The organism is Pseudomonas sp. SDI, assembly GCF_003105155.1.
In the GTDB taxonomy this organism is placed as follows: Bacteria; Pseudomonadota; Gammaproteobacteria; order Pseudomonadales; family Pseudomonadaceae; genus Aquipseudomonas.
On record NZ_QETK01000010.1, the window covers coordinates 140,687 to 159,912 of the forward strand.

The 19,226-nt window shown below is 62.1% G+C and carries 18 protein-coding genes; 13 read left to right on the forward strand and 5 right to left on the reverse strand.

The features are described 5' to 3' along the window. The first annotated feature begins 95 nt into the window (after nt 1-95). The 3 genes from DCO48_RS09095 (at nt 96) to DCO48_RS09105 (ending at nt 2,994) form a co-directional block, all read left to right on the forward strand. Nucleotides 96-581, forward strand: coding sequence for a YajQ family cyclic di-GMP-binding protein (locus DCO48_RS09095; protein WP_116550269.1), 486 nt, complete (start codon nt 96-98; stop codon nt 579-581). 114 nt (nt 582-695) lie between these two features. After that, nucleotides 696-1,538, forward strand: a complete 843-nt coding sequence (locus DCO48_RS09100) for a mechanosensitive ion channel family protein (RefSeq protein ID WP_116550270.1) — start codon at nt 696-698, stop codon at nt 1,536-1,538. Between the two features lie 196 nt (nt 1,539-1,734). Beyond that, nucleotides 1,735-2,994, forward strand: a complete 1,260-nt coding sequence (locus DCO48_RS09105) for an MFS transporter (protein ID WP_116550271.1) — start codon at nt 1,735-1,737, stop codon at nt 2,992-2,994. A gap of 15 nt (nt 2,995-3,009) precedes the next feature. Here DCO48_RS09105 and DCO48_RS09110 read toward each other — a convergent pair whose 3' ends face one another. Beyond that, complete coding sequence (locus DCO48_RS09110) at nt 3,010-4,560, reverse strand: AmpG family muropeptide MFS transporter (RefSeq protein WP_116550272.1); 1,551 nt, start codon at nt 4,558-4,560, stop codon at nt 3,010-3,012. 43 nt (nt 4,561-4,603) lie between these two features. Continuing rightward, complete coding sequence (locus DCO48_RS09115) at nt 4,604-4,957, reverse strand: MGMT family protein (RefSeq protein WP_116550273.1); 354 nt, start codon at nt 4,955-4,957, stop codon at nt 4,604-4,606. A gap of 144 nt (nt 4,958-5,101) precedes the next feature. On the opposite strand from DCO48_RS09115, the gene DCO48_RS09120 reads away from it, so the two are divergent. The 5 genes from DCO48_RS09120 to groL all read left to right on the forward strand — a co-directional run bounded on the left by DCO48_RS09120 (nt 5,102) and on the right by groL (nt 9,783). After that, nucleotides 5,102-6,109, forward strand: coding sequence for a DUF481 domain-containing protein (locus DCO48_RS09120; RefSeq protein WP_116550274.1), 1,008 nt, complete (start codon nt 5,102-5,104; stop codon nt 6,107-6,109). A 103-nt stretch (nt 6,110-6,212) separates the two neighbouring features. After that, a complete protein-coding gene (locus DCO48_RS09125) occupies nt 6,213-6,944 on the forward strand; it encodes a HugZ family protein (protein ID WP_116550275.1) in 732 nt (243 codons plus the stop codon). A gap of 64 nt (nt 6,945-7,008) precedes the next feature. Continuing rightward, on the forward strand, nt 7,009-7,479 hold the full coding sequence (locus DCO48_RS09130; protein WP_116550276.1) for an FxsA family protein: 471 nt from the start codon (nt 7,009-7,011) through the stop codon (nt 7,477-7,479). A 313-nt stretch (nt 7,480-7,792) separates the two neighbouring features. Beyond that, nucleotides 7,793-8,086 (forward strand): co-chaperone GroES, encoded by a 294-nt coding sequence (locus DCO48_RS09135; protein WP_116550277.1) that lies wholly within the window; start codon nt 7,793-7,795, stop codon nt 8,084-8,086. 47 nt (nt 8,087-8,133) lie between these two features. Continuing rightward, a complete protein-coding gene (gene groL / locus DCO48_RS09140; protein WP_116550278.1) occupies nt 8,134-9,783 on the forward strand; it encodes a chaperonin GroEL in 1,650 nt (549 codons plus the stop codon). A gap of 71 nt (nt 9,784-9,854) precedes the next feature. On the opposite strand, the gene DCO48_RS09145 is transcribed toward groL, so the two are convergent. Further along, complete coding sequence (locus tag DCO48_RS09145; protein ID WP_116550279.1) at nt 9,855-10,610, reverse strand: phosphatase PAP2 family protein; 756 nt, start codon at nt 10,608-10,610, stop codon at nt 9,855-9,857. Between the two features lie 208 nt (nt 10,611-10,818). On the opposite strand from DCO48_RS09145, the gene colR reads away from it, so the two are divergent. From colR to DCO48_RS09170, 5 genes are all read left to right on the forward strand, one after another. Beyond that, nucleotides 10,819-11,502, forward strand: a complete 684-nt coding sequence (gene colR / locus DCO48_RS09150) for a two-component system response regulator ColR (protein WP_116550280.1) — start codon at nt 10,819-10,821, stop codon at nt 11,500-11,502. Further along, nucleotides 11,492-12,793 carry a HAMP domain-containing sensor histidine kinase gene (locus DCO48_RS09155; protein ID WP_116550281.1) on the forward strand — a complete coding sequence of 434 codons (1,302 nt, stop codon included), beginning with the start codon at nt 11,492-11,494 and terminating at the stop codon, nt 12,791-12,793. The genes colR and DCO48_RS09155 overlap by 11 nt, the downstream gene beginning before the upstream one ends. 110 nt (nt 12,794-12,903) lie before the next feature. Continuing rightward, a complete protein-coding gene (locus DCO48_RS09160) occupies nt 12,904-13,584 on the forward strand; it encodes a class I SAM-dependent methyltransferase (protein WP_116550282.1) in 681 nt (226 codons plus the stop codon). 16 nt (nt 13,585-13,600) lie between these two features. After that, nucleotides 13,601-14,302, forward strand: a complete 702-nt coding sequence (locus tag DCO48_RS09165; protein WP_371919495.1) for a lipopolysaccharide kinase InaA family protein — start codon at nt 13,601-13,603, stop codon at nt 14,300-14,302. After that, nucleotides 14,302-14,529: a hypothetical protein gene (locus DCO48_RS09170; protein ID WP_116550284.1), complete on the forward strand. Its 228-nt coding sequence runs from the start codon at nt 14,302-14,304 to the stop codon at nt 14,527-14,529. Before DCO48_RS09165 ends, DCO48_RS09170 begins: the two co-directional genes overlap by 1 nt. A gap of 78 nt (nt 14,530-14,607) precedes the next feature. Here DCO48_RS09170 and DCO48_RS09175 read toward each other — a convergent pair whose 3' ends face one another. Together DCO48_RS09175 and DCO48_RS09180 are read right to left on the reverse strand one after the other, a co-directional pair. Further along, entirely contained in the window at nt 14,608-17,655 is a 3,048-nt protein-coding gene (locus DCO48_RS09175; RefSeq protein WP_116550285.1) for a multidrug efflux RND transporter permease subunit, read from the reverse strand. Between the two features lie 13 nt (nt 17,656-17,668). Next, nucleotides 17,669-18,820 carry an efflux RND transporter periplasmic adaptor subunit gene (locus tag DCO48_RS09180; protein WP_116550286.1) on the reverse strand — a complete coding sequence of 384 codons (1,152 nt, stop codon included), beginning with the start codon at nt 18,818-18,820 and terminating at the stop codon, nt 17,669-17,671. Between the last annotated feature and the right edge of the window lie 406 nt (nt 18,821-19,226).

Sequence of the window (19,226 nt, forward strand, 5' to 3'; positions counted from 1 at the left end):
TAATGAGCCCGCATTTTAACCGTCAAACCCGGCGCGCTCCATCGTCCACTGTCATCGGGGCAGCGAGCGGGCCTTTTATTTTTTGGAGAAGGGATATGCCGTCGTTCGACGTGGTATCGGAACTGGACAAGCACGAAGTCACCAACGCGGTGGAAAACGCCATCAAGGAGCTTGACCGCCGCTACGACCTCAAGGGCAAGGGCAGCTTCGAGTTCAAGGAAAAGGACCTGGCCGTCACCCTGACTGCCGAGGCCGAATTCCAGCTGGAAGCGATGATCGAGATCCTCAAGCTGGCACTGGTCAAGCGCAAGATCGACGTGCAGTGCCTTGAGGTCAAGGACGCCTTCGCCTCGGGCAAGGTCATGAAGCAGGAAGCCACCCTGAAAGAAGGCATCGACAAGGAGCTGGCGAAGAAGATCGTCGCGCACATCAAGGACGCCAAGCTCAAGGTCCAGGCCGCCATCCAGGGTGAGCAGGTTCGGGTTACCGGCAAGAAGCGCGACGACCTGCAGGAAGCCATCGCGGCCCTGCGCGCCAAAGAGTTCGGCATGCCGCTGCAATTCAACAACTTCCGCGATTGATCGCGGGGCTCCGGAACCTTGGCGCCGTTTTGGCGTCCGAGGTCTCTGGTGCCGCTGAAACGATTGCGGTAACAGCTTTTCTACGTTTTTGCCGCTCGGCATCAGGAGAACATTATGGATTTGAACGCTGAAGTCGATCAGCTCGTCAAACAATCGCAAACCTGGATTCCGTTGATCATGGAATACGGTAGCCGCCTGTTGCTGGCGCTGCTGACCTTGGCCATTGGCTGGTGGGTGATCAACAAGGTGACCTACCGCCTGGGCAAACTGTTGGCTCTGCGCAACGCTGACCTGGCGCTGCAAGGCTTCATCAGCAGCCTGGCGAACATCATTCTGAAAATTCTGCTGGTGGTCAGCGTCGCCTCGATGATCGGCATCGAGACCACCTCGTTCGTCGCCGCTATCGGCGCTGCCGGTCTGGCTATCGGCCTGGCGCTGCAGGGCAGCCTGGCGAACTTTGCCGGCGGCGTGCTGATTCTACTGTTCCGTCCGTTCCGCCTGGGCGACTGGATCGAAGCGCAGGGCGTTGCCGGTACCGTCGACAGCATCCAGATTTTCCACACTGTGCTGCGTACTGGAGACAACAAGACGGTGATCCTGCCCAACGGCAGCCTGTCCAACGGCATCATCACCAACACCAACCGTCAGCCGACCCGCAAGGTGGTGTTCGACGTGGGGGTGGATTACGAGGCCGACCTGCAGAAGGCCCGTCAGGTGCTGCTGGACCTGGCCAAGGACCCGCGTATCCACCAGGACCCGGCGCCGCAGGCGGTGATTTCGACCCTGGGCGACAGCGCGATTACGGTGTCCCTGCGGGTATGGGTGAACACGGCCGACTACTGGGACGTGATGTTCATGCTCAACGAGCATGCGCGCGACCGTCTGAAGGACGAGGGTATCGATATTCCCTTCCCGCAGCGGGTTGTCCGGGTAGTGCAGGAAGTCGCGGCGCAATAACCCAGACCGCGGCTATCGCGGGCAAGACCAGCTCCCACAGCGCTTCCCCCCTAACGGTGTGAGGCCCTTGTGGTAGCCGGCCTTGCCGGCGATGGGGCCGCTAGGCCCCCATTACACTTGTTCACGCCTGCAAACTACCTATAAGGTGGCTTTTCTGGCATACAGGCTGGTCTGATTCCCTTGCCCGATGCCTGTCATGACCCCGCTTATCAATATCACGCCGCGGCGTGCCTTCCTCTTTGCGCTGACCCTGGCGCTGTTCGAGTTGCTGACCTACCTCGCCAGCGATGTCGTCATGCCGGCCATGCCCGGCGTGGTCACCGACCTCAATGCCAGCCCCGAGTACATCCCGCACGCGCTTAACCTCTACTTGCTCGGTGGTGTCGTGCTGCAATGGCTGATCGGCCCGCTGGCCGACCGTTATGGTCGCCGTCGCCTGCTGCTGGGCGGGTGTGCGTTCTTCGGCCTGGCGTGCCTGGCGACCTTCTGGGTGCAAGGCATCGAGCTGTTCAACCTGCTGCGCCTGTTGCAGGGCATTGGCCTGGGCTTTGTGGTCACGGTCAGCTACCCGGCGCTCAACGAAGCGTTCAGCGAAGCGGACGCCGTGCGCATGATGGCCCTGCTGGCGAACATCGCCCTGCTGTCGCCGCTGCTCGGCCCGCTGGTTGGTACGCTGTTGCTGGAGTGGGTGTCGTGGCGCTGGCTGTTCGTGCTGATTGGCGGTGCCGCCGTGCTGGCCTGGCTGGCGCTGTACCGCAACATGCCGGAAACCCTTGGCGTCGAGCGCCGCGACGGCACCCGTCTGGCGTTCCAGCCGATCCACCTGCTGCCGTTGCTGGCCGGTTATGCGCAACTGCTTGGCAACCGGCGCTTTGTTGCTGGCAGTGCGGCGCTGGGCCTGGTCGGCCTGCCGCTGATTGGCTGGATCGGCTTGTCGCCGGTGCTGCTGATTCATGACGAGGGCCTGAGCACCCTGGACTACGCGCTGTGGCAACTGCCGGTCTTCGGCGGGCTGATCCTCGGTAACCTGATCATCAACCGCATTGCCGACCGCTACGTGCTCCGTGTGCTGGTGCAACGGGCCCTGTGGCCGTACCTGATCGGGCTGCTGGGCGGCATGCTCGGCACCTGGTTGTTCCCCGGCGTGCTGGCGCTGGTGCTCGGGCTGTCGGTGTATGCGCTGGGCCTGGGCATCGCCAACGCCGTGCTGTATCGCATGACGCTGTTTGCCAGCGAGCAGAGCAAGGGCTTGGTCTCGGCGATGCTGGGGATGATCACGATTGCCTTGCTGGGCTTGGGGGGAGCGCTGCTGGCCATGCTCGGTGCTGGGGCCAGCCTGCTGCACTTTGCGCTGGCTGCCGGTTGTGCCGGCTTGCTGGCGCTATGGCCGCTGGCGGTGGTGCTACGCGCGCGCGGCGACGATCAGGACGACCTGCTCGACGCTACGCCGCCGTAACACGCGAGGCACCCTTCAGGGGCGCTCGGCAGCCTGGTTGGGGTCTTGCGCCTCCTGCTTGCCGCGACGCAGTTCCTGATGCCAATGCAAGGCAATCAGGATCAGTGTCGGCACGCCGAGCAGGGCGGTGATCAGGAAGAAATCGTGGTAGCCCCACTTTTCCACCATCACCCCCGAGTAACCGCCGATCAGTCGTGGCAACAGCAGCATGATCGAGCTGAGCAGTGCGTACTGGGTGGCCGAGAACTTCAGGTTGGTCAGGCTCGACAGGTAGGCGACGAACGCCGAGGTGGCCAGGCCCGAACTGAAGTTATCCAGCGAAATGGTCACTACCAGCATCTGCAGGTTGGCGCCCATGTCGGCGAGCATCAGGAACAGGATGTTGGTGCCCGCCGAGGCGACACCGCCGATAAACAGGATCGGCAGGATGCCGAACCGCACGATCAGCAGGCCGCCAAAGCCGGCACCGACCAGGGTCATGACCAGGCCGAAGATCTTGCTGACGCTGGCGATCTGGTCCTTGCTGAAGCCCTGGTCGATATAGAACACGTTGGCCATCACGCCCATCACCGTGTCCGACATCCGGTAGGTCGCGATCAGGCCGAGCAGCAGCAGCGCCTGCCAGCGATAGCGGGTGATGAAGTCGTTGACCGGGGTCAGTACCGGGGCCAGGCCGCGACGACCGAACGACGACAGGCACAGACACGTGAGGGTGATGTAGAGAATGGCGCGCAGGAACGCACGGTCTTCGAGCAGCAGGTCGAGCAGGCTCATGCCTTCGAACAGCACGCTGGCGAAATCGGTGTTGTACAGCTGGGTGAACATGGCCGGTACCGACACCAGCAGGATGATCAGCACGAACACCGAAATCAGCTGGTGGGCCAGGCCATAGCGCGCGGCGGACAGCTGGGTACGCAGCGGCACCGGCGGCTCGCGCATCAACAGGGTGGTAATCAGGGCCGGAATCATCAGCACACCGAACAGCACGTAGGTGCCAGTCCAGGCCTTGTGCAGGTAGCTGAAGCCGGTGGAGCCGAAGCCTTCGGCGAAGAACAGCGCGCCGGCCGTGGCCAGCAGGGCGGCAACCCGGTAGCCGGCCATGTAGCTGGCGGCAAGCGCGGCCTGACGCTGGTCGTCGGCAATTTCCAGGCGGTAGGCGTCGACGGCGATATCCTGGGTGGCCGAGGCGAAGGCCACCAGCACCGCCAGCGCGATCAACCAGGACAGGTGTTTTTGCGGATCGCAGAAGCCCATGCCGATCAGCCCGATCACCACCAGGATTTGCGACAGCACCAGCCATGAGCGGCGTCGGCCAAGTTTACCGAGCAGCGGCAGGCGCCATTGGTCGAGCAACGGCGACCACACCCATTTGAAGGCGTAGGCCAGGCCGATCAGGCTCGCATAGCCGATGGTTTCGCGGGCGACCCCGGCCTCGCGTAACCACACCGACAGGGTTGAAAACACCAGCATATACGGCAAGCCGGCGGCGAAGCCGAGCAGCAACAGCACCAAAGTAGACGGGCTGGCATAGGCAGCGAGCGCAGCGCGCCAGGTTTTACGGGGCATTGGCCAACATCTGCCTCAAGTTTACGAAAACAAAGCGCGCACTCTAACCGCTGTGCTCCATTGGACGCCAGCCATGGCGCGACATATCGACGCGATTATTCACCAGGCAAATGCCCTCGGCGCGTAATCGCGCGCGTTGCTCGTCGCCCGATGGCGTACCCAGTGCCAGGCTCAGGCGCCCGCCGGCGCCCAGCACGCGATGCCAGGGTAGGCGGGTGTCGCTCGGCAACTGGCTGAGAGTACGCCCGACCCAGCGCGCGGCGCGACCCAGGCCGGCGAGGTCGGCCAGCTCGCCGTAGCTCACCACCTTGCCCGCGGGCACCTGGCCGAGCACCAGATAAAGCGCCGTTCGTCGATCTTCTGCACGCTGCTGGATGTCGGCGGACGCCTTGCTCATCACGTAGTACCTGGATTAAACGATTTATCTGACTAGAAAATAGGAATTGAACTCATCGAGCTCTGCTCGGTCAGTGCTTGTTCAACTGCCGGGTATCTGGATAATGCCCGACTTTTTTCGCCAACCCGAGCGCTTGTACTGCTTATGTATTCTAGATTCTTGCTGTGTCTCACTGTGATGGGGGCCTGTTCTCCGGCTGTCGCCGATACCGTCTGGATGAAGAACGGGGACAGGCTTAGCGGCAAGATCAAGGTCTTTGACGGCGGCAAGTTGGTGCTGCAGACCGAGTACGGCGGCTCGATCGCGCTGGACTGGAAGAAGGTCAAGACCCTGGAGAGTGACCAGGAACTGCTGGTCAAGCAGGATGCCTACAGCGGGGAGAGAGCCAGATCGCTGCACGCCGGCGAACCCGGGCAGGTGATTCTGGCCAACGGCGAGGCGCCCAAGGCGGTGGAACTGGCCAGTATTCAGCAGATCATGAAACCCAAGCCGGTGGTCGAAGACCTTATATGGAAGGGTAACGTCGACCTGGCCCTTGACTACAAGCGTGCCGAGAGCGACAGCGACGACTACGACGTCGACTTCAAGACCACTGCCCGGCATGGTCGCTGGCGGCACAGCGCCGAAGGCGAGTACAACCGCGAGAGCAAGAACGAGACCACCACCACCAACAACTGGAGCGCCGAGTATGCGCTGGACCGCTTCATTACCGAACAGTGGTTCTGGCAGGGGCGTCTGGAATACAAGCGCGACCATGTCGAGGACCTGGCGCGCCAGCGCACCGTGGGCACCGGCCCGGGTTACCAGTTCTGGGACGATGAACTGGGGGCGTTCTCCCTGGGCTCGCTGCTCAACCGCACCGACTATGAATATGCCGACGGCGGCAAGGAAAACTTCTACTCGGTGGGTATGAAGTGGGACTACAACCGTTACCTGATCGGCAAGACCGTCGAGCTGTTCAGCAACGGCGAGCTGGGCCGGCCGCTGAGTGGCGTTGCCGATTACAGCCTGGATGCCGAGGTGGGCCTGCGCTACAAGGTGACCGAGTGGGCCTCGCTGAACCTCAAGGCCGAGAAGGACATCATCAGTGGCACCGCCGACAGCGACCTGAGCAAGACGCGCTACACCGCCGGCTTCGGCGTCGCCTGGTAAACCACACCCTCTGCGGGCGCCGGCCTTGCCGGCTGCCCTTGGCATTCCGCGCGCTTACCGATTACCTTGTGCTAATTCCCCCTTTTGCCCCAGGAGTCAAACCGTGAGTGCCAACGCTGCCCGGCCCGCAAGAGAGCTGTTGCTCAAAGAGTACCGCGGTGTGCTCTCCACTCACTCCAAATCGATGCCGGGTTTCCCCTTCGGCTCGGTAGTGCCGTACTGCCTGGACGCCGAAGGTCGGCCGCTGATTCTCATCAGCCGCATCGCCCAGCACACCCACAACCTGCAGAAAGATCCGAAGTGCTCGCTGCTGGTGGGCGAGCGTGGCGCCGAAGACGTCCAGGCGGTCGGTCGCCTGACCATGCTCGCCGAAGCGGAAAAACTCGGCGACAGCGCTGCCATCGCCGCAGCTGCCGAGCGCTACTACCGTTATTTTCCCGAGTCGAGCCAGTATCACAGCGCCCACGACTTCGACTTCTGGGTGCTCAAGCCGGTACGCAACCGCTACATCGGCGGTTTCGGCGCCATCCACTGGGTCGATCAGGTGAGCCTGGCCAACCCGTTTGCCGGCAAGGTCGAAATCAGCATGGTCGAGCACATGAACAGCGATCACGCCAACGCCATCGAGCACTATGTCGAACTCAGCGGCCTGCCGAAAACCGCGCCGGCGAAGCTGGTCGGCATCGACAGCGAAGGCATGCACCTGCGTATCGGCGACGGCATCCACTGGTTGGCCTTCCCCGAGCCTTGCAACACATCGACACAAGTCCGCGAAGCCCTGGTTTTGCTGGCGCATGCGCAGGAATGGCCAACCGTCGAGCAGGCCAAGGGTTGAAAACGGTGTAGTCCGCAACCATTTGAGGTTTACTGCAAGGTGAACTTGCGCAGAGGAACCTTTGATGCGTGCTTTTCTACTGCTGTTTCTGCTTTTTCCGGTGCTGGAGTTGTATGTCTTCTTCAAGGTCAGCACCGCTATCGGGTTCTTCCCGGCGTTACTGCTGATCATTGCCGGCTCCGCACTGGGTGTTCTGGTGGTCCGTGTGGCCGGCCTGGCCACCGCCTTGCGTGCGCGTGCGAGCATGCAGCGCGGCGAGCTGCCGGCTCAGGAGATGATGCAAGGCATGATGCTGGCGCTGGGCGGCGGCTTGCTGCTGATCCCCGGTTTCATCAGCGACGTGTTTGGCTTGATCTGCCTGCTGCCCTTCACCCGCCGCCTGCTGGCGCGCAAGCTGAGCGAGCGCGCCGAAGCCCAGGCCATGCGTCAGCGTGCCTTCGCCGACGACCTGTACAGCGCGCGTCCGGGCGGGCAGGGCGGCCAGCCCCGTCAGCCGAATGTGATCGAAGGCGAGTACGAGCATCGCGACAAATAAATGTTGCCCTTTACCGACAGCGGCCCCTAGTGGGCCGTTGTCGTTTCTGGGCGCTGGCCTTGCCGGTGTTGCAAGGTCATACCGGCGGCCACAGGGCTGTGAGTTATTTGCGGCGTGCGTAAAAAATTTTTGTCGGCGGCCTTGTATTTGAATTGGCCGGCCTCATGTATGGGTCACCGCAAGGTTTCTGGGCGTTAACCCCAGACATTACAATGCGTGGCCCGCCTGGCGAGCCATGAGCGGCAACGCCGCTAGCATCAACCCGCCGGTGTCGATACCGGCCGATGAAAACCACAATTAGGAGAGATCGACAATGAAGCTTCGTCCTCTGCATGACCGCGTCGTTATCCGTCGCAGCGAAGAAGAATCGAAAACCGCTGGCGGTATCGTTCTGCCAGGTTCGGCCGCTGAGAAACCTAACCGTGGCGAAATCGTCGCTGTAGGTACCGGCCGCGTGCTGGACAACGGTGAAGTACGTGCGCTGGCCGTGAAAGTGGGTGACAAGGTCGTGTTCGGCCCCTACTCCGGTAGCAACACTGTGAAAGTTGACGGCGAAGACCTGCTGGTAATGAGCGAGAACGAAATCCTCGCCGTTATCGAAGGCTGAGTCCGCTGGTTTCCCGTTACTCCAAAGTATTCAAGGATTAAACGATCATGGCTGCTAAAGACGTAAAATTCGGCGATTCCGCCCGTAAAAAAATGCTGGTTGGCGTCAACGTTCTGGCTGACGCGGTAAAAGCGACCCTGGGCCCTAAAGGCCGTAACGTGGTCCTGGCCAAGAGCTTCGGCGCGCCGACCATCACCAAGGACGGCGTTTCCGTCGCCAAAGAAATCGAGCTGAAAGACGCCTTCGAAAACATGGGCGCCCAGCTGGTCAAGGAAGTTGCTTCCAAGGCCAACGATGCTGCCGGTGACGGCACCACCACCGCTACCGTTCTGGCTCAAGCCATCGTCAACGAAGGCCTGAAAGCCGTCGCTGCCGGCATGAACCCGATGGACCTGAAGCGCGGTATCGACAAGGCCACTGCTGCCGTTGTTGCCGAACTGAAAAACCTCTCCAAGCCATGCGCTGACTCCAAGGCCATCGCTCAGGTAGGCACCATCTCCGCCAACTCCGACAACTCCATCGGCGACATCATTGCCGAAGCCATGGAAAAAGTCGGTAAAGAAGGCGTGATCACCGTTGAAGAAGGCTCGGGCCTGGAAAACGAACTGTCGGTGGTAGAAGGCATGCAGTTCGACCGTGGCTACCTGTCGCCATACTTCGTCAACAAGCCGGACACCATGGTGGCCGAGCTGGACGGCCCGCTGCTGCTGCTGGTCGACAAGAAGATCTCCAACATCCGCGAACTGCTGCCAGTTCTGGAAGCCGTTGCCAAAGCTGGCCGTCCGCTGCTGATCGTGGCTGAAGACGTCGAAGGCGAAGCGCTGGCGACCCTGGTGGTCAACAACATGCGCGGCATCGTCAAGGTTGCTGCGGTCAAGGCACCTGGCTTCGGCGACCGCCGCAAGGCCATGCTGCAGGACATCGCTGTCCTGACCGGCGGTACCGTGATCTCCGAAGAAATCGGCCTGAGCCTGGAGTCCGCTACCCTGGAGCACCTGGGTAACGCCAAGCGTGTGACCCTGTCCAAGGAAAACACCACCATCATCGACGGTGCGGGTGTTGAAGCCGACATCGAAGCACGCGTCAAGCAGATCCGTGCCCAGATCGAAGAGACTTCCTCGGACTACGACCGTGAAAAACTGCAAGAGCGTCTGGCCAAGCTGGCTGGCGGTGTTGCCGTGATCAAGGTCGGTGCTGGCACCGAAGTTGAAATGAAAGAGAAGAAAGCCCGCGTTGAAGACGCCCTGCACGCTACCCGTGCAGCCGTTGAAGAAGGCGTGGTGCCTGGCGGTGGTGTTGCCCTGGTGCGCGCCCTGAACGCGATCGTTGACCTGAAAGGCGACAACGAAGAGCAGAACGTTGGTATCGCTCTGCTGCGCCGTGCTGTCGAAGCGCCGCTGCGTCAGATCGTGGCCAACGCCGGCGACGAGCCAAGCGTTGTGGCCGACAAGGTCAAGCAGGGTTCGGGTAACTTCGGTTACAACGCTGCCACCGGCGAATACGGCGACATGATCGACATGGGTATCCTCGACCCAGCGAAAGTGACCCGTTCGGCACTGCAAGCTGCAGCTTCGATCGGCGGTCTGATGATCACCACCGAAGCGATGATTGCCGATGCGCCTCAGGAAGCTGCTGCTGGCGGCATGCCAGACATGGGCGGCATGGGCGGCATGGGTGGTATGGGCGGCATGATGTAAGCCAGCCTCACCTGCTGCAAAAAAGAGCCCCGCTTAGTGCGGGGCTTTTTTATGGCTTGCAGGAAAGCGGATCACCCTCTGTGGGAGCCGGCAAGGCCAGCGTCCACAGGCCGAGCCGCTGCTAGGGCGGGCTTCCGGTACAGCACCAGGTAATAACAACCCAGGCTGATCAGCCAGCAGAACACTGCCGTCCAGACGTTGTGCGAGAAGAAGTGCGCCCCCTGCAACATGCGCCCAACCGAGAACACCATACCCAGCCCGAACGCTACCGTCAGCGCTATCCGCGCCAGCCGCGGGCGCCGGTCGCGCAAGACGAAGAACAGCGCGAACAGGGTAAACCCGGTGGCGGCATGCCCACCTGGCCAGCAGCGCCCAGGCTTGGCGGTTTCCGGTCGTGGCTGGAGCAGCTTGCTGTAGGTTTCCTGGCCGCCGAAGTCACTCAGGCTCCACGGGCATTGCACAGCGGTCACCGCCTTGAGCGGTGTGACAAAGCTGGTGGATAGGGCCATTGCCAGCACCAGGCAACCGAACTCGCGACGCCATGGCATCAGGCGCTTGATAAAGAAACTTCCGGCAAAGCCGACAATCGCCAGTAGCGAAAAGCCAATTACCACCTGTTTGGCCCGGTCATGCAGGATGTCTTCAAGGAAGTAACTATGGCGGCCGATGAACTGGCCCGCGGTCGGATCGAATGCCATTCGAGCCAGTACCATGTCGAGGTCGGTCAGCTCCAGCAGGATCAGGATCAGGGCAGTGAGGACAGGAATGCCCAGGGCAACCCAGAGGTTGAGCGGTCGAGAAGGGGCAAGATCGTTGGCTAGCGGCATGGCGAATCCCGGTAATACGATGAACGGGCCCGGCCTCTGGGCCCAACGGCCGGCAATTGTCTGCCGCGTTGCATCGGCTGTCCGTGAATGACGTGTGAAAAAAACGTTAAGTGCCGTATTTCGTGGGCTGTGCTGGCAGGGCGTGGCCGATGGCCTTAAGCTGCGCGTGCCAAGCAGGCAAATAGCAGCAGCGGAGGGGGAGAGTTCCATGCGCATACTACTGGTTGAAGACAACCGCGATATTCTGGCCAACCTGGCCGATTACCTGGGCCTGAAAGGCTACACCGTCGATTGCGCCCAGGACGGCCTGTCCGGTTTGCACCTGGCCGCTACCGAACACTATGACCTGATCGTACTCGACATCATGCTCCCCGGCATCGACGGCTATACCCTGTGCAAACGCCTGCGCGAAGACGCCCGCCGCGATACGCCGGTGATCATGCTGACCGCCCGCGACCAGCTCGACGACCGCCTGCAAGGCTTCCGCTCCGGCGCCGATGACTACCTGCTCAAGCCCTTTGCGCTCTCCGAACTGGCTGCGCGCATCGAAGCGGTGCTGCGCCGCGCCCAGGGCGGCGGGCGGCGCACGCTGCAGGTCGCCGACCTGATCTATGACCTCGATACCCTGGAAGTCACCCGCCAGGGCAAACACCTGAAGCTCAACCCGGTCGGTCTCAAGCTGCTGGCCGTGCTGATGCAGAAAAGCCCGCATGTGCTGCGTCGTGAGGTGCTCGAAGAAGCCCTGTGGGGCGACGACTGCCCGGACAGTGATAGCCTGCGCAGCCACGTTCACCAATTGCGCCAGGTAATCGACAAGCCGTTCGAAAAACCGCTGCTGCATACCGTCCATGGTGTTGGCTACCGCTTGGCCGAGGGGCGTGATGGAGTTTAAGCAGAGCCTCGCGCAGCGGATCATCATCGCCTTTGCGCTGATGAGCGCGCTGGTGGCCGGGGCCTTCGCCTTCGGCATCGTGGCCACCGTGCATCTGGTGGAAGAGCGGCTGATTTCCTCGGTGCTGGGCGGCGACCTGCAGCGCCTGCTGCTGATGGACAATGTTGCCGAGTGGAGCCATCGCCCGCGTCCCGACCAGCTGTTCTACTACAGCGGCGGGCCGGACGATTTCGACCTGCCCAAGGACCTGCGTCACCTCGACCCGGGGTTTCACGAAGTGTTCCGTGAACACCTGTCGTACCACGCCATGGTCGAGGTGGTAGACGGGCGTCGCTACGTGTTGCTGCAGGACCAGAGCGATTTCGAGGAGCGCGAGCGAGTGCTGTTCGCCGTGGTCGTGGTCGGTTTCGTACTCAGCCTGGCGCTGGCGGTGTTTCTCGGCTGGGTGCTGGCGCGCCGCGTGATGGCGCCGGTGATTCGCCTGGCCCGCCAGGTGCGTCATCGCGACCAACTGTTGGGGCTGGCACCGCCGTTGGCGCCGGACTACGCCGCCGACGAGGTCGGTCAGCTGGCCGTGGCTTTCGACGCCACCCTGGGGCGCCTGCGCGATGCCCTGACCCGCGAACGACTGTTCACCAGCGACGTTAGCCATGAACTGCGCACACCGCTGATGGTGCTGGCCAGCTCCTGCGAGCTTTTGGGCGAGAACCCGGCTCTGGATGCTCGCGCGCGTTCGCAGGTGGAGCGGATCGCCCGTGCCACTGAAGAAATGCGTGAACTGGTGCAGACTTTCCTGATGCTCGCCCGTGCCCAGCGCGACGAGGGCGCCGTGGCCTCACAGGCGACCCTCAAGGAAGTCGGTGACGAACTGGTCGGGGTCTGGCGCGACACCATTGAGCAGAAGGGTCTCAAGCTCAGCTACCACACCAGCCATACATCGCCGGCCTTGTACAACGCCACCTTCCTGCAATCGGTGATGGGCAACCTGCTGCGCAACGCGGCGCACTACACCGACCGTGGCTTCATTCGCCTGACCCTCGGGCAAACCGGCTTTACCGTCGAAGACAGCGGTGTGGGCATCCCCGAGGAACAGCGCGATGCGATGTTCCAGCCGTTCGTACGTGGTGGTGAAAAGCGCGGCGAGGGCCTTGGCCTGGGCCTGTCGCTGGTGCAGCGGATCTGCGACGACCAGGGCTGGGTGGTCAGCCTGACGGCCAACGAGCCGCATGGCTGCCGCTTCCATGTCGAGCTTGGGGTGCCGCGGGATGTGGGTGAAACGTTAATTGGATGAAGCAATTTGTAAAATTTGTTGGGTGTAGCTAACAAATTTTTCACCTGCGCATGACCTGACACCAACGCTTGCCTGCCTAAGGTGGGCGCATTGGAGTCAGGAGATGCACCATGCGCAGTCCCATCAAGCTTGAATTTTCCGACAAGTACGATCAGAAGCACGCCCAGGATTACTTCCACAAGCACCAGGCGGGCTTCGCCCGGCGTTTGTCGCACCAGCGTGACGAGCAGCTCGCACGGCGTGCGCTGGCCTTGGCCGGTGAGCCGGGCCTGGTCCTCGACCTGCCGTGCGGCGCCGGTCGGTTCTGGCCGCTGCTGGCGGAAAAAGCCAACCGGGTGATCATCGGCGCGGACAACTCCGAAGCCATGCTCGAAACCGCCATGCGTTCGCAACCGGCCGACATCGTCAAACGGGTACGGCCCTTGCAGACCTCTGCCTTCTCTATCGATCTGCCGGACAACGCCGTCGACAGCATTTTCTGCATGCGTTTGTTCCATCACATCGGTGAAGCCGCGCACCGCAAAGCAATTTTGTCTGAATTTCAACGGGTTAGCCGCGACAGCGTGATTCTCTCGCTGTGGGTTGACGGCAACTTCAAGGCCTGGCGCCGGCGCAAGCTCGAACAGCGACGTAACGCCGAGGGCGACCAGGGCAGTTACCAGAACCGCTTTGTGTTACCGGCGAACACGGTAGAGCAGGAGTTTGTACAAGCGGGTTTCCGCATTCAGGAACGAATGGACTTTTTGCCGTTCTACGCCATGTGGCGAGTGTACGTACTGCGCAAGGGGTGACTTAAACATGGCTGTAATGGAAATGACCGACACTGGTGGAAGCAATCGCTTCGATTATTTTTGGAAACGTCAGGGTGAATGGGTAGAAGAGCCTAACCAGCGGCGCGGCGGCGAAAGCGGTGTGCAGCGGTTATGCGACGAAACTGGGCAACTGCTGTATGCCAAACGTCAGATCGGCCATATCTATCGCAGCGTGTTGCACCCGTTCGGGCGCCCCACGGTGTTGCGCGAATACGATGCGCTGCACAGCTTCGAGCAATTGGGCGTGCGTGTACCGCACATCGTCTACTGCGGCGTGGAGCGGGATGCCGACCATCAATGGCGTGCGCTGCTGGTCAGCGAGGCGCTCGCCGGCTTCGAGGAAATCGACAGCTGGTATGCAAAGGGTGAGCGCGAACGTCATGGCGAAGCGCTGCATGACCGTATCCTGCAGGACCTTGCGCGCAACCTGGCGCGGATGCACCGCGGGCACTGGCAACATGGCTGCCTGTACAGCAAACACATTTTTGTTCGGGTGCTGGGCGAGGGCGCGGATGCCCAGGCCGAAGTCGCCCTGCTGGACCTGGAGAAGTGCCGACGGCGCCTCAGCTGTCAGCGTGCCGCCAGCAACGACCTCAAACAGTTGCGCCGCCATTCGTCGTGGAATGAGGCGGACTGGAACAAGCTGCTCTACTTTTACCAGATGGCGTTTGGCAGCGCTGTCAAAGGTTTAGGGTAATGAAACTAGAAATCGCTCGAACTTTGTTTGTCCTGGCGGCCCTGGCGACCGCAACCGTGGCCTTTGCTGCCTGGGAAGAGCCGCGTCCGGAGGTGCTCAGCGCCGCGGCGCAGGGCGCGCAGTGCCCGTTGCCCCGGGTAGTCAAGGCGCAGGTGACGGCTCAACCCGATCGCGACCTGCTGCTGTTCCTGTTTGGCATGAGCCAGGGGTTGCGCAGTAGCGGTTGAACCCTTCGGCTAGCCAAAAGGCCTCGTCAGTGACGGGGCCTTTTTTGTTGGGGCTCGGTACCTACTCCTGTGGCGCTTTCAGGCGGGTTCGCTCACGGCCTCTGGCGCATCGCGCTTGGCCAGCAAGGTGTACACGCACGGCAGCACGAACAGGGTAAACAGCGTGCCCACCGACATCCCGGTCGCGATTACCGTGCCGATGTCGAAGCGGCTTACTGCGCCGGCGCCGCTGGCCAGGATCAGCGGCACCATGCCGAACACCATCGCTGCCGTGGTCATCAGCACTGGACGCAGGCGGATCGAGGCGGCTTCCTCTACCGCCTCGCGCGCCGACAGCCCCTTCTGCTCCCGCAGCTGGTTGGCAAACTCGACGATCAGGATGCCGTGCTTGCTGATCAGCCCGATCAGCGTCACCAGCCCCACCTGGGTATAGATGTTCATGCTCGACAGGCCGAGGAACAGCGGAATCAGCGCGCCGCAAATCGACAGGGGCACGGTGACCAGAATTACCAGCGGGTCGCGGAAGCTCTCGAACTGTGCCGCCAACACCAGGAAGATGATCGCCAGGGCCAGACCGAAGGTTACCCACAGCGCATTGCCTTCCTGCACGAACTGGCGCGCGGCACCGGAATAGTCGAAGGCGAAGCCGGCCGGAGCCTCCTCCTGGGCAATCGTGTGCACGGTGTCGATGGCCTCACCCATGCTTACCAGCGGGAAGCCCTGGATGATCGCCGAGTTCAACTGCTGGAACTGGTTGAGCTGGCGTGGCCGCGCGCGGTCGCTGACGCTGATCAGGGTCGACAGCGGTAGCATCTGTCCTTGTTCGTTCTTGACGTAGTAGTTGTTCAGCCAGTCGGGGTTATCCCGGTAGGCCCGTTCGACCTGGGCGATCACCTTGTAGCTGCGGCCTTCGATGGTAAAACGGTTGATTTCTGCTTCGCCGAGCAGGGTGGCCAGGGTGCCGCCGAGGGCGTCCATCGACACGCCCATTTGCGCGGCCTTGGCCCGGTCGATGTTGACCACCACCTCGGGTTTGTCGAAGGCCAGGTCGATGTCGAGGAAGGCGAATTTGCCCGACGCCTCGGCGCGGGTCTTGACCCGTTCGGCCACCTCCAGCAGCGACTCGTAGTCATTTGGCGTGTTGATCACGAAGGCGAACGGCAGGCCCTCGCCGGTGCCGGGCAACGAAGGTAGGTTGAAGCCGAAGATCTGCAGGCCGCTGATGCCGTTGAGCTTGGCCTGGACCTCGGGCAGCAGTTGCATCTGCGTGCGCTCGCGCTCGCTCCAGGGTTTGAGCAGGAAGCCGCCGATGCCCGATTGCACGCCGTTGAAACCGTTGATCTGGAACGACGAGTAGTACTCCGGGAAGGCCTTGAAGATCTTGGTGAACTCATCGGTGTAGGCATTCAGGTAGTCGAGGTTGGTCGGCTGAGGCGCGGTGGCGATCATGAAGATGATGCCCTGGTCCTCGTCTGGGGCCAGTTCCGATTTGCTGAACATGAGGAACAGCGGAATCAGGCACAGCACGATCAGGGCGAACACGATCACCACCGGGCGGGTATTCAGGGTGCCGTGCAGGATCTTCTGATAGCGCTGCTTGAGCCGCTCGAACAGCAGGTCCAGGCGGTGCGCCAGGCCGCTGGGGTTCTGTTCGTGGCGCAGCAGCAGGGCGCACATCATGGGCGACAGGGTCAGAGCGACAATCCCGGAGATCACCACCGCGCCGGCCAGGGTCAGGGCGAACTCCTTGAACAGCGCCCCGGTAAGGCCTTCGAGGAAGCCGATCGGCGCGTATACCGCGGCCAGGGTAATGGTCATCGACACCACCGGCATGGCGATTTCGCGGGCGCCCTCGATGGCCGCGTCGAACGGCGTCTTGCCCTCCTCGATATGCCGGTGGATGTTTTCCACCACGACGATGGCGTCGTCTACCACCAGGCCGATGGCCAGTACCATCGCCAGCAGGGTCAGCAGGTTCAGCGAATAGCCCATCAGTTGCATGAAGAACAGCACGCCGATCATCGACAGCGGAATGGTCACCACGGGAATCAATACCGAGCGCAGTGCGCCGAGGAACAGGAACACCACGACGATGACGATCAGCACCGCCTCGACCAGGGTTTTCACCACCTCATCGATCGAGGCCTGAATGAACAGGGTGGCGTCGTAGGCAATCGAGGCCTTGAGGTTGGGCGGCAACTGGCTTTCCAGCTCAGGCATCAGCTTGCGGACTTCCTTGATCACGTCCAGCGGGTTGGCGCCCGGGGTGGCCTTGATGCCGATGTACACCGACGGCGTGCCATCGAAGGAACTGACCGTGTCGTAGTTCTCCGCGCCCATCTCGACCCGTGCCACATCGCCGAGCAGCACGCGGTTGTCGCCGCTGGTTTTCAGCGGGATGGCGGCGAAGGCCTCGGCCGACTTCAGCTCGGTGTTGGCGTTGATGCTGGTGACCACGTACTGGCCTTTGACTTCGCCGGCGGCCGAGAGGAAGTTGTAGCGGCGCACGGCGGCCGTTACATCGTTGGCGCTGAGGCCGTAGCCGGCGAGTTTCACCGGGTCGATCCACAGGCGCATGGCGAACAGCTGGTTGCCGAGAATCTCCGCTTCGGCCATGCCCGGCAAGGTCGCCAGCTTGGGTTGGATCACCCGCGACAGGTAGTCGGTGATCTGCGGGTTACTCAGTTCGCTGCTGTAGAAGCTGATGTACATCAGCGCGGAAGCGTCGGCGGCTTCCTTGCTCAGCACTGGGTCTTCGGCGTCCTGCGGCAGTTTGTTCTTGACCTCGTTGGCCTTGGCCAGCAGCTCGGTGAACAGCCGGTCGCTATCGGCGCCGATGCGCGCGTAGATCGAAATCACCGAGAAGTTCTGGCGGCTGACCGAGGTCATGTAGTCGATGCCTTCGGCGCTTGCCAGGCTTTGCTGCATCGGCTGGGTAATGTAGCCCTGGATGGTTTCGGCGTTGGCCCCGGGGTAGGCGGTGGTCACCGTGATCAAGGCGTTTTCCATCTGCGGGTATTGGCGGATGGGCAGTTTGCTCCAGGCCTGAAAGCCGAGCAGTACGATCAGCAGGCTGACCACGCTGGCGAGCACCGGGCGGCGGATGAACGGGTCGGTAAAAGCCATGACGGTTCCTTGATCAGTCGGCGCTTGGCTGGCTGTTCGGTTCGGCTTGCAGGGTCTTGTCCGGGCTGATGGTGATCGCCGCGCCCTGGGTGAGTTTCAACTGGCCGGCGGTGACCACCTGCTCGCCGGCTTTCAGGCCCTTGTGCACCACGACCAGGCCATCGCGGCGTTCGCCGGTTTCGACGAAGCGGCGTTCGGCGATCAGTTCGGCCTGGCCGTTGGTGGTTTTCGGTGGCTGACCGTCTTCGGCCTTTTTCGGCGTGGCGATGTAGACCGAGTTGCCGTAGAGGGTGTACGTGACGGCACTTTGCGGTACCACCACTTCATTGCGCGGGTTCGGCAGCAGCACCTGGACGTTGGCGAACATGCCGGGCAGCAGTTTGCGCTCGGGGTTGGCCAGGGTGGCGCGGATCAGTACGTTGCGGGTGGCCTCGTCGACCTTGGGGTTGATGGCGCTGAGGCTGGCGGTAAAGGTTTGTTCGGGGTAGGCGGCAACCGAGATCAGTGCCTGCTGGCCGAGACTGAGCTTGGGCAGAGCTTGCTCGGGCACCGAGAAGTCGGCGTAGAGGCTGCTGAGGTCTTGCAGGGTGGCGATCACCGCGCCGCTGGCGAGGTAGTCGCCAACGTCGACCTGGCGGATGCCGATGGTGCCGTCGAAGGGCGCGACGATGCTCTTTTTCGCTAGCGAGCCTTTCAGCTGGGCGACCACGGCCTTGCTGCGCAGGTACTGGGCGTTGAGGCGGTCGAATTCGCCTTTGGAAATAGCTTGGCTGCCGACCAGTTGGCTGCCGCGGTTGAAGTCGACCTGGGCCAGGCCAAGGTCGGCCAGGGCGGTGCCGAGCAGGGCGGTTTCGACATCGCTGTCGAGCTCCAGCAAGGGTTGGCCGCGTTTGACGGTTTGCCCGGATTCGAACTTCAGGGTTTTGACCGTGCCGGCGGTTTCCAGGCTCAGGTCGACGCCTTGCAGGGCCTTGAGGCTGCCGACAGCGGCGAGGCGGCTTTGCCAGCTGAGTTCGCGGGCCTGGGTGGCGGCGACACTGATGGCGGGTTTGGGGGCGGAGAATTGCTGGACCTGCCGATAGATGGCGAAGGCCTTGTAGCCTCCCAGGATCAGCACGATCAGCAAGACAACACCTAACATGATCAGCATGCGGCGGCGCAGCATATTCCAGGTCCTTGGAAGCAGGGTTTTTATTCGATGGACACGAATACGGGCAGTCTTGCCCCTGTGCGTTGTTTGCCGATCTTACTCGTTAAGAGGGCTGGTGGAATAGCCCGGCGCGGCGGTCGGATTTTGAACTCGAGTGAGCCAACCACTCCGTCTGGGGCCGGCCTTGCCGACGACGCTTTTGATTTTTTGGTCTTGGTCTTGGTCTTGGCTTTGGCCTTGGTGGACATATCCATTGTGGATGGCGGCTCTGCCGGCCCCTTCCGCCCTTACGGCGGTCAACTTTTGACGGCGCAAAAGTTGGCAAAACGCCCCGGCCCTGCATACGGCCCCTGCGCTGCGCTCCGGGGTTCCCTCGCTCCGCACCTGCTCCGCGGGGACCGCGCTGATGGCCCATCCATGG

Coding starts and splice junctions, on each gene's coding strand:
- DCO48_RS09095 (WP_116550269.1), top strand. CDS start 96: ATGCCGTCGTTCGACGTGGTATCGGAACTGGACAAGCACGAAGTCACC.
- DCO48_RS09100 (WP_116550270.1), top strand. CDS start 696: ATGGATTTGAACGCTGAAGTCGATCAGCTCGTCAAACAATCGCAAACC.
- DCO48_RS09105 (WP_116550271.1), top strand. CDS start 1,735: ATGACCCCGCTTATCAATATCACGCCGCGGCGTGCCTTCCTCTTTGCG.
- DCO48_RS09110 (WP_116550272.1), bottom strand. CDS start 4,560: ATGCCCCGTAAAACCTGGCGCGCTGCGCTCGCTGCCTATGCCAGCCCG.
- DCO48_RS09115 (WP_116550273.1), bottom strand. CDS start 4,957: ATGAGCAAGGCGTCCGCCGACATCCAGCAGCGTGCAGAAGATCGACGA.
- DCO48_RS09120 (WP_116550274.1), top strand. CDS start 5,102: ATGTATTCTAGATTCTTGCTGTGTCTCACTGTGATGGGGGCCTGTTCT.
- DCO48_RS09130 (WP_116550276.1), top strand. CDS start 7,009: ATGCGTGCTTTTCTACTGCTGTTTCTGCTTTTTCCGGTGCTGGAGTTG.
- DCO48_RS09135 (WP_116550277.1), top strand. CDS start 7,793: ATGAAGCTTCGTCCTCTGCATGACCGCGTCGTTATCCGTCGCAGCGAA.
- groL (WP_116550278.1), top strand. CDS start 8,134: ATGGCTGCTAAAGACGTAAAATTCGGCGATTCCGCCCGTAAAAAAATG.
- DCO48_RS09145 (WP_116550279.1), bottom strand. CDS start 10,610: ATGCCGCTAGCCAACGATCTTGCCCCTTCTCGACCGCTCAACCTCTGG.
- colR (WP_116550280.1), top strand. CDS start 10,819: ATGCGCATACTACTGGTTGAAGACAACCGCGATATTCTGGCCAACCTG.
- DCO48_RS09155 (WP_116550281.1), top strand. CDS start 11,492: ATGGAGTTTAAGCAGAGCCTCGCGCAGCGGATCATCATCGCCTTTGCG.
- DCO48_RS09160 (WP_116550282.1), top strand. CDS start 12,904: ATGCGCAGTCCCATCAAGCTTGAATTTTCCGACAAGTACGATCAGAAG.
- DCO48_RS09165 (WP_371919495.1), top strand. CDS start 13,601: ATGGAAATGACCGACACTGGTGGAAGCAATCGCTTCGATTATTTTTGG.
- DCO48_RS09170 (WP_116550284.1), top strand. CDS start 14,302: ATGAAACTAGAAATCGCTCGAACTTTGTTTGTCCTGGCGGCCCTGGCG.
- DCO48_RS09175 (WP_116550285.1), bottom strand. CDS start 17,655: ATGGCTTTTACCGACCCGTTCATCCGCCGCCCGGTGCTCGCCAGCGTG.
- DCO48_RS09180 (WP_116550286.1), bottom strand. CDS start 18,820: ATGCTGCGCCGCCGCATGCTGATCATGTTAGGTGTTGTCTTGCTGATC.